The 9,405-nt window shown below is 67.3% G+C and carries 7 protein-coding genes; 6 read left to right on the top strand and 1 reads right to left on the bottom strand.

The features are described from left to right. The first annotated feature begins 1 nt into the window (after position 1). Genes AC1DHD_RS10620 through pknB form a run of 6 tightly spaced genes read left to right on the top strand, consistent with a single transcriptional unit; the run spans position 2 to position 8,817 of the window. On the top strand, positions 2-445 hold the full coding sequence (locus AC1DHD_RS10620) for an FHA domain-containing protein FhaB/FipA (RefSeq protein ID WP_476879686.1): 444 nt from the start codon (positions 2-4) through the stop codon (positions 443-445). Between the two features lie 2 nt (positions 446-447). Continuing rightward, positions 448-2,127: a PP2C family protein-serine/threonine phosphatase gene (locus tag AC1DHD_RS10615; protein WP_476879685.1), complete on the top strand. Its 1,680-nt coding sequence runs from the start codon at positions 448-450 to the stop codon at positions 2,125-2,127. After that, positions 2,124-3,575 carry an FtsW/RodA/SpoVE family cell cycle protein gene (locus tag AC1DHD_RS10610; RefSeq protein WP_476879684.1) on the top strand — a complete coding sequence of 484 codons (1,452 nt, stop codon included), beginning with the start codon at positions 2,124-2,126 and terminating at the stop codon, positions 3,573-3,575. Before AC1DHD_RS10615 ends, AC1DHD_RS10610 begins: the two co-directional genes overlap by 4 nt. Then, positions 3,572-5,029: a peptidoglycan D,D-transpeptidase FtsI family protein gene (locus AC1DHD_RS10605; RefSeq protein WP_476879683.1), complete on the top strand. Its 1,458-nt coding sequence runs from the start codon at positions 3,572-3,574 to the stop codon at positions 5,027-5,029. The genes AC1DHD_RS10610 and AC1DHD_RS10605 overlap by 4 nt, the downstream gene beginning before the upstream one ends. Continuing rightward, entirely contained in the window at positions 5,026-6,831 is a 1,806-nt protein-coding gene (locus tag AC1DHD_RS10600; protein WP_476879682.1) for a protein kinase domain-containing protein, read from the top strand. The genes AC1DHD_RS10605 and AC1DHD_RS10600 overlap by 4 nt, the downstream gene beginning before the upstream one ends. 6 nt (positions 6,832-6,837) lie before the next feature. Continuing rightward, positions 6,838-8,817 (top strand): Stk1 family PASTA domain-containing Ser/Thr kinase, encoded by a 1,980-nt coding sequence (gene pknB / locus AC1DHD_RS10595; RefSeq protein ID WP_476879681.1) that lies wholly within the window; start codon positions 6,838-6,840, stop codon positions 8,815-8,817. Positions 8,818-8,830: 13 nt separating this feature from the next. Here pknB and AC1DHD_RS10590 read toward each other — a convergent pair. Next, positions 8,831-9,405 (bottom strand): anthranilate synthase component II (locus AC1DHD_RS10590; protein ID WP_476879680.1); only part of this gene is annotated, 575 nt, incomplete at its 5' end.

The following is a 9,405-nucleotide window of genomic DNA, read 5'->3' as shown; positions in this document are numbered from 1 at the left end:
CCTGATTCTGCTCTGGGTGCTTATTTTCAGCATCGTCTCAGCCATGCGCCGCGACCTTATGATCGGCCGCAAGGCCGCCGCCGGGGCACCGACGGCCAGGCAGGTACGGCGGAACCCATCGCTGGCAGAGCCTGCTCCGGCCCCGGTAAAGCAGCAGGCCCGCCAGCTCGTTGTCACCGAAGGCCCGCTGCGGGGCACCACCCTTCCGCTGGCAGCCAGCCCCATCCTGCTCGGCCGTGCTCAGGAGGCCACCCTGGTCCTGGAGGACGACTACGCATCCGGCCGGCACGCCCGCCTGTTCCCGCAGGGCAGCCGTTGGTTCATCGAGGACCTCGGATCCACCAACGGCACCTATTTGGCAGATCAACAGCTCACCCGGGCCCTTCCGGTGGAGCTGGGTGTCCCCGTGAGAATCGGCAAGACGGTCATTGAATTGAGGCCGTAGCCATGGCTGCCTCCGACTCCCCCGCAGACCGGGCATCAACTGCCCCGAAGCGGCCGCTCATCATGCGCTATGCCGCGCGCTCCGACGTCGGCCGCGTTCGCGCGAAAAATGACGACTCCGCCTACGTGGGCCGCCACCTCGCCGTCGTCGCCGACGGTATGGGCGGCCACGCCGGCGGTGACGTCGCGTCCGCAGCCACGGTGCTGGACATGCTGCACCTGGACCGCGATGACTATGACGCCGCCAGCAGCGAAGCGGACACCGTCCTGGCCGACGAAATCCAGACCGCGAATTCACTGCTGTCCGAACTGGTCCACATGAACCCGAAGCTGGCCGGAATGGGCACCACCGTTACGGCACTGCTGCTGGCCAACGGCAAGCTGCACTTCGCCCACATCGGTGATTCCCGGGCCTACCGGCTGCGCAACGGCGTCTTTGAACAGGTCAGCGTCGACCACACCTTCGTCCAGCGGCTTATCGATGAGGGCCGCCTGCGCCCGGAAGAAGCCGAGACGCACCCGCACAAGAACGTCCTGATGCGCGTCCTGGGTGACGTTGACGCCAGCCCCGAACTGGACCTCGACGTCCTGGCCGTCGAACCCGGCGAACGCTGGCTGCTGTGCTCCGACGGTTTGAACTACGTCGCCGGGCACGTTGTGGAGCGCACCGTCCGGGAAACCCAAAACCTGCGTGAATGCGCGGAACTGCTGGTGGACCTGACTCTCGAGGCCGGCTCCCCTGACAACGTCACGGTCGTTGTCCTCGACATCGCGGAACAAACGCCCGACGACGTCAACACGGCCGCCGTCGAGGTGGTCCCGGCGCCGGCCACTGTCACCGCGACGGCGTCAGAGCCGAAGTCCGGAAGCACCCCGCCGGCCGGGAGCACCGGCAGCACCTACGCGGGCAAATCTGCCGGCAGCAGCAAGGACGACGCGTCCGGCAAGGCCCAGGGCGAATCCGCGGACGATGCCAAGGAACCGCAGCCCTCCACCGATCCGCACCTCGGGGAGCACCTCTCCGCCGAGGTCCTGCGCGAGGAACTTTCCACCCGCCCGCACGAACTTGYGGGCGCCGCAGCCGCGGCCGCCGCCTCCGGCTCCATCCCGTCCATTGCGGGGCGCACCGTCGCCCGCCGGGCCGCCACGGTCCTCACGCACAAGGCCGAGCAGGACAAGGAAGAGCCCGACGAGTTCAAGCCGCCGGTCAAGCGCCGGCGCTGGCTGACCATGTCCATTGCGGCCGCGATCATCGCAGTGCTGGGCATCGGACTCTGGCTCGGCTACGCATGGACGCAAACCCGGTACTACATCGGCGAGCAGGACCAGCGGGTCGCCATTTTCAACGGGGTGTCCCAGCGTCTGGGCCCCATTCCGCTTTCCACCCTCGAGACGGTGACCGATATCCGGATGTCTGACCTGCCAGAGTTTTCGCAGCAGCGCGTGCGCCAGACCGTCCCCGCACGGGACCTGTACGACGCCCAGCGAATCGTCAAAAATCTGCAGCGGACCGGCACCACGGCGCCGGCCGATGAGTGCCTGACGCCCTCCCCGTCGCCAAGCGCCAGCGCCTCGGCGACCCCGCGGGCCACCGCGTCGCCGTCGGGGACGGCCCGGCCGAAATCGGCCACCCCCACCCCGACGCCGACTCCGGTCCCGACCAACTGTGAGGGGGGCAAATGACCGCCATCGACGCCACGCCTAAACCGCGCCGCAACGTTGAACTCGTCCTGCTGATCCTCGCCCTGGCAGTCGGCATCGGCGCCAACGCCCTCGTCGGCGTCGACCGGCAGAAGGCCTTCGACACCGACTTCTGGTTCCAATCCGGGCTGCTGACCGCCGCTGCGCTGGCATTCCACCTGGTTCTCCGCGTCCGCGCTAAATATGCCGATCCGGTAATACTTCCTTTGGTGGTCGCTCTGAACGGCCTCGGGCTGGCCATGATCCACAGGCTGGACCGGGTTGGGGAAGACACCGGCAACAACCAGCTCCGGTGGACCCTCGTGGCGATGGCCGTGGCGATTGCCGTGATCTGGTTCCTCAAGGACCACAGGATCCTGCGCCGGTTCACCTACATTTCCCTGGCTGCCAGCGCCGTACTGCTGATCCTGCCCCTGGTTCCCGGAATCTCCGCCGGCGAAGTCCTGGGCGCCAGCGTCTGGATCAAGCTCGGGTCCATGACGTTCCAACCAGGTGAAATCGCCAAGATCACCCTCGCGATTTTCTTTGCCGGCTACCTCTCCTCCAACCGGGACCTGATCCTGCTGGCCGGCCGCAAGATCGGCCCGGTGCAGTTCCCCCGGTTCAAGGACATGGGTCCGATGATTGCGGCCTGGCTTGTCAGCATCGGCGTGCTGATCTTCCAGCGCGACCTCGGCACCTCAATCCTCTTCTTCGGCCTCTTCCTGGTGATGATCTATGTCGCCACCAGCAGGATCAGCTGGGTGATCATTGGTGTGATCCTGATGGCGGCCGGCGGCTTCGTGGCCGCCAAGGTCTTCTCGCACGTGGCGCTCCGGATCGACGGCTGGGTCAACGCCTTCACCCCGGAGGTCTACGACCGCGAGTTCGGCGGCAGCCGGCAGATCGTCGAAGGGCTCTTCGGGATGGCCAACGGCGGCCTGGTCGGCACCGGCCTCGGCCAGGGCCGCCCCAACCTCGTGCCCTTCGCCAACAGCGACATGATCGTCGCGTCCTTCGGCGAGGAACTGGGGCTGATCGGCATCTTCGCGATCGTCCTCATGTACCTGCTGCTGTTCACCCGCGGATTCCGTGCGGCGCTGGGCACCAGGGACGCGTTCGGCAAGCTGCTCGCCACCGGGCTCTCGTTCGCGATCGCGCTGCAGTGCTTCGTGGTGATCGGCGGCGTCACGCGCCTGATCCCGCTCACCGGACTCACGACGCCGTTCCTCGCCGCCGGCGGTTCCTCGCTGCTGGCGAACTGGATCATCGTCGGGCTGCTCCTGATGATCTCGCACGCGGCACGCGGGCCGGTGGACACCACCCCGCTGCCGCCCGGGCAGGATCCCGGGGCGACAAAGGACGCACCGTCCCTGCCGCCCAGGCCCGCCACGGCCCCGGCCACCAGCTCCAGTCAAGACGCTCCCACCGAGGCGGTGAAACACCTGTGAACCAGGCAATTCGTAATTCCTGGATCGCCGCGATCGCGATGTTCGCGCTGATCTTCGGCGCACTGAGCTACGTCCAGGTGGTCGGTGCCGACGAGCTCAAGGCCAATGCCTGGAACAAGCGCACGCTGATCCAGAACTACTGCAACGACCGCGGCGCCATCATCGTCGGGGGCAAGCCGGTTGCACAGTCCGTGCCCGGCAATGAGGCCTGCCAGTTCCAGCGCACCTACACGCAGCCGCAGCTTTACGCGGGCATCACCGGCTATTTCTCGAAGAACTACGGCCTGACCGGGATGGAGCTGGCCATGAACGAGCAGCTCGCCGGCAGCTCCGACCAGCTGTTTTTGGACCGCGTGGGACAGCTGTTCCTGGGAAACCAGCCCAAGGGCGCCTCAGTTGAGCTGACGCTGGATCCGAAGCTGCAGAAACTGGCCTATGACCTGATTCCGGACGGCCAGCGCGGGTCGATCGTGGTGACGAACCCCAAGACCGGCGCGGTCCTGGCCATGGTGTCCAAGCCGTCGTACGATCCCAACCTGGTCGCTACCCAGGACGCCGACGCCGAGGCAGCCAACATCACGGCGCTGAACAAGATCCCCGGGATCAACCTGAACCAGTCAGTGAGCGGACCTACCGGTGCCCTGCTGGCCCCCGGATCGGTCTTCAAGCTCGTTGACACGGCCGCGGCGCTGAACTCCGGAAAGTACAACAAGGACAGCGTGCTGCCCAACCCGGCCGAGATGCCGTTCCCCGGCATCCAGTACAAACTGCCGAACTACGCCGGTGGCAACTGCTACACCCGGAACACGGCCTCGTTCGCGTTCGCCCTGCAGCAGTCCTGCAACACCCCCTTCGCCAGCATCGCCGTCGACCTCGGGCAAAAGGCCATCGAAGAGCAGGCCACCAAGTTCGGTTTCGGGCAGGACTTTGGCGACCAGCTGAAGCTGGAGACCGCCAAGAGCACGTTCCCCAGCGAGCCACTGGACGAGGCCGGGCTGGCGCAGTCCGCCATCGGTCAGCGGGATGTCCGCGCCACGCCGCTGCAAATCAACATGATGACGGCCGCCATCGCCAACGGCGGCGTCCAGATGAAGCCCAACCTGATCAAGGCCCTGCGGTCCCCGGACCTGCGGATCCTCAACGAGCCCAAGCCCGAGCCGCTCCGGACATCCACCAGCCCGGAAATCGCCCGCCAGATCACCGAATGGATGACCAGCGTCGTCAGCGAGGGGATCGCCGGCGGAGCTGCCGTGCCCAACGTGGAGGTGGCCGGCAAGACCGGTACCGCCGAGCTCGGCAACGGCTTGAACAACTCATGGTTTACCGGGTTTGCCCCGGCGAATGACCCGCAAGTGGCCGTCACGATCGTCATGCAAGGCGTGGACATCACCACCGGCGCAAATCTAACCAGTCCGAACGCGAAGAAGATTTTTGAGGCGGTGTTGAATAAGTGAGGCCTACATCGGGAATCACACTCGGCGGCAGGTTCCAGCTGACCACACGCATTGCGATCGGCGGTATGGGCGAGGTCTGGAAGGCCAAGGACCTCATTCTTGGCCGCATCGTCGCCATCAAGGTCCTCAAGGAGGAATACACCGGTGACCCGGGGTTCCTGCAGCGCTTCCGGGCCGAGGCACGCCACACCGCCCTGCTCAACCATGTAGGCATCGCCAACGTCTTTGACTACGGCGAGGAGGAAGGCTCGGCCTACCTGGTTATGGAACTCGTTCCCGGCCAGCCGCTGAGCAGCATCATCGAGCACGAGCAGGTCCTCTCACCGGACCGCACCCTGTCGATGATCTCCCAGACGGCACGGGCGCTCTCGGTAGCCCACGCCCAGGGCCTGGTGCACCGGGACATCAAGCCGGGCAACCTGCTCATCACCCCGGACGGCCGGGTCAAGGTCACCGACTTCGGCATCGCCCGGCTGGCCGACCAGGTTCCGCTGACGCAGACCGGGCAGGTCATGGGCACGGCCCAGTACCTCGCCCCGGAGCAGGCCACCGGCCAGACCGCGACCGGTGCCTCAGATATCTACTCGCTCGGCGTGATCGGTTACGAGTGCCTAACGGGGCACCGGCCGTTCTCCGGCGAGTCCCAGATCGCCATCGCGCTGGCCCAGGTCAACGACGCGCCGCCGCCGCTGCCGGAAACCCTGCCCAGGCCGGTCCGCGCGCTCCTGATGTCGATGCTGGCCAAGGACCCGAAGAACCGTCCGGCGGACGCCATCAAACTGGCCGAAGCCTCGGACGCCATCCGCAACGGTGACATCGCGGCTGCACACGCCGCCGTCCCCGGCATGCTCCTCTACGAGGCGCCCACCGGCCCCATCACCGCCCCGGTGGATGTCCGCACCGCGGCAACCGGTGTCATCGGCACCGAGGACAGGTCGACGTCGGCACTGCCCGTGCTCGGGGCAGCCGGCGCCGGCGCCGCTGCAGGACTCGCAGCGGGAGCCGCGGCGGCCAGCGGCCACGGAGCGCGCAGCGCCCTGTCCCGCGCCGATGCCCTGGCCGCCGAACGGACCTGGACCCCGGAGGAAGAGGACTACGACGACTACGAGCAAGACGAAGAGCTGCGGCGCAAGGGCCGCAGCCCCTGGACGTGGCCGCTGATCGCCCTGATCCTGCTGGTGCTCTTTGCCCTGGTGGGCGTGGTGCTCACGCAGGCCGGGATCCTGTTCCCCTCAACCCCGGCCGCCACCAGCTCAACCACCAAGGCCAGCGTTACCAGCGCCCCGCCCACGTCCCAGAGTCCCAGCCCCACCAGCAGCTCTGCCACACCCACCGTGTCGACCCCGGCGRCCATCAACCTCCTGCCGGACGCGTACAAGGGCCGCCCCTACAACGACGTCCGCGCTGAACTCAACGGCTTGGGTCTGCAGGTCAAGGGCGAGCCGGTCGCGGATCCGTCCGCTCCAGGCACCGTCCTGGACATCAACCCCTCGGGCCCGGTCGAGCCGGGAAGCCTCATCACCGTGAGCTACTCCAAGGGCCCGGAGAAGGCCACCGTTCCCACGCTTCAGCAGGGCGCCAGCGAGGCCTCCGTCCAGCGGGCTATCGAGGGTGCAGGGCTGCGCTGGCAAAAGGGTGATCCGGTTGAGGGCGACGGAACCCAGCAGGAAGGTACTTTTGTGAGCTCCGAACCCGCATCGGGCAAGGAAGTCCCTGCAGGCTCCGTGGTGACCTACCACTTGGCCAAGGCTCCGGCTCCGGCCGACTCTTCCCCCACCCCGAGCGTCAGCCCCAGCAAGTAGGCACCTGTGTCCACGTCGCCCCGCACTCCATCGCACCGTGAGGACAGCAGCCCGGTGTCATCCCGGCGTGTCCTCAGCGGGCGCTATGAGCTGGGTGAGCTGATTGGCCGCGGCGGGATGGCCGACGTCTTCCGCGGGGTCGACACCCGGCTGGGCCGGACGGTGGCGATCAAGCTCCTGCGCCCCGACTTGGCCCGTGACCCCCAGTTCCAGGCCAGGTTCAAGCGTGAAGCCCAGGCCGTCGCCGCGCTGAACCATTCCTCGATCGTCGCCGTCTTCGACACTGGGGACCATGCGGTGCCCGGCGGCCACGACGACAGTGTGCGGGTGCCGTACATCGTGATGGAGTACGTCTCCGGGAAGACCATCCGGGAGCTGATCCGCTCGAAGGATGTCACGATCGACCAGGCCATCGACTTCTCCCTCGGTGTGCTGGCCGCCCTCGATTACAGCCACAAGGCCGGAATTGTGCACCGCGACATCAAGCCGGCCAACGTGATGTTCTGCCCTGGTTCGAACAGCGTGAAGGTGATGGACTTCGGGATTGCCCGGGCCATGGCTGATTCCTCTGCCACGATGACCCAGACGCAGGCCGTGGTGGGCACGGCCCAGTACCTCTCACCGGAACAGGCCCGCGGCGAAACGGTCGACGCACGCAGCGACCTCTATTCGGCCGGCTGCCTGCTGTACGAGATGCTCACGGGCCGGCCGCCGTTCGTCGGCGACAGCCCGGTCTCCGTCGCGTACCAGCACGTGCGGGAGATCCCGGAGCCCGCGAGCAGCCTTAACCCGGACGTGTCCGAGGCCCTGGACAGCGTGCTGGCCAAGGCCCTGCAAAAGAACCGGGCAGACCGGTTCCAGGACGCCGGCGCGTTCCGGCGCGCGCTCCGGGCAGCCCGCAGCGGCGTCGCCGTCGCCCTGGTTCCCGCCAGTGAGGCACCCACCGATCCCAACAACACAGTGGCCCCCGAGCCGGGGCCCCCCACCGCTGCCTTCGCGCTGACCGGTGCGAGGTTCCTCGACGATGCCCCGTCCGGTCGCATCCCGACCCAGCACGCCGCGGCGGCCGAGGATGCACCGGCCGTCGAGTCCGCGTCCGACGTTCACCTGCAGCCGGAAACGGACAGCTTGGAGCTGAGCTTCCCCGCGGAACGTGAACCCACCCGCCGGCAAAAGACCACGCGGCGGATGTGGACGGCAACGCTGGTGATCTTTACGTTGCTGGTGCTGGCCGGCGGCGGGCTGTGGCTGTACAACATGGTCAACCAGCAGCCGCCACCCGTTGCCAAGGTGGCCGTGCCAGCGGTGGCCTCGCTGACCGAGTCCGAGGCGCTGCAAAAGCTTTACAACGCCGGGTTGAAACCGCAGCTGGAACGCATCCAGCACGAGAAGATCCCGAAGGGCTTCGCCGTAGGCACCGTGCCGTCCGCCGGCAGTTCCCTGGAAACTAACTCGGAGATCACGCTCGACATTTCCGAGGGTCCCAGCGTAATCACCATCCCCGCGGATCTGCCGGGCCGGACGGAGGCTGACGCCCGGGACGAACTGCGCCGAACCGGCCTGACCGGCGCCCCGAAGACCACCCTCAACAACAGCCCGAGCGTCCCGGCGGGCATCGTCATCACCACGAATCCTGCGCCGTCCCAGACGGTGGCCGTGGACAGCACGGTGGAGATCATTGTGTCCACCGGCAAGGTCGCGGTGCCGCAGCTCGTCGGCCTGCCGCGCGCCGAGGCGCAGGCGGCGCTGAAGAAGCTCGGCCTGATTCCGATCTTCAAGGAGACCGAGAACTCACAGGTCCAGCCGGGCAAGGTGACCGCCCAAAGCGATGCCGCCAATACCGCCGTCGAGCAGGGTAAAGCCGTCACCGTCACGGTGGCCAAGGCACCAACGCCCACACCCACCCCGACGCCGACCCCCACGCCCACGGACACCCCCACGGATGTCACGGAGGGCGTAGGTAAGCTGCTGGGACCTTCCTCCTAGCAGCGCAGGGACGTCAGTGCTGGATGAGCGGGCTCAAGGCCGCCGCCCGCGCGGCCGCACCGTCCATGCCAAGCGATTCCAGCCAGTTGCCCAGCATTTGGTAGCCGCCCTCGGTCAGGACCGACTCGGGGTGGAACTGGACTCCGCAGAGCGRCGCCGTTCGGTGTTCCAGCCCCATCACCACGCCGTTTCCAGTCTCCGCGGTGATCTCGAGGATCTCGGGGATACTCTCACGGACGGCGGCGAGCGAGTGGTAGCGCGTTGCGGTGAACGGGGAAGGAAGTCCCTTGAAGACGCTGGTGCCGTGATGCTGGACCAGTGAGGTCTTGCCGTGCATCAGTTCCGGCGCGTGCGTGACGCGCCCGCCGTACGCCTCAGCCAGGGCCTGGTGTCCAAGGCAGACGCCCAGCATCGGCTTGTTGTGGCTGCCGCACCATTTGATGAGTTCGATGCAGACCCCCGCCTCGGCCGGTGCCCCGGGGCCGGGAGAAATCAGCACACCGTCGCGGGCCTCGGCCATCTCAACGGCCTCGGCCAGCGTGACGTCGTCGTTGCGGACCACCGTGGTCTCCGCCCCCAGTTCCTGGA

It is taken from the genome of Arthrobacter sp. 05L45_2 (assembly GCF_056397525.1).
The sequence above is the reverse complement of the archived record's forward strand: the minus strand, read 5'-3'. Positions and strand labels throughout refer to the sequence as shown.

What these genes read in the sequence shown, in the direction of transcription:
- AC1DHD_RS10610 (WP_476879684.1), top strand. Translation starts at nt 2,124, where the DNA reads ATGACCGCCATCGACGCCACGCCTAAACCGCGCCGCAACGTTGAACTC.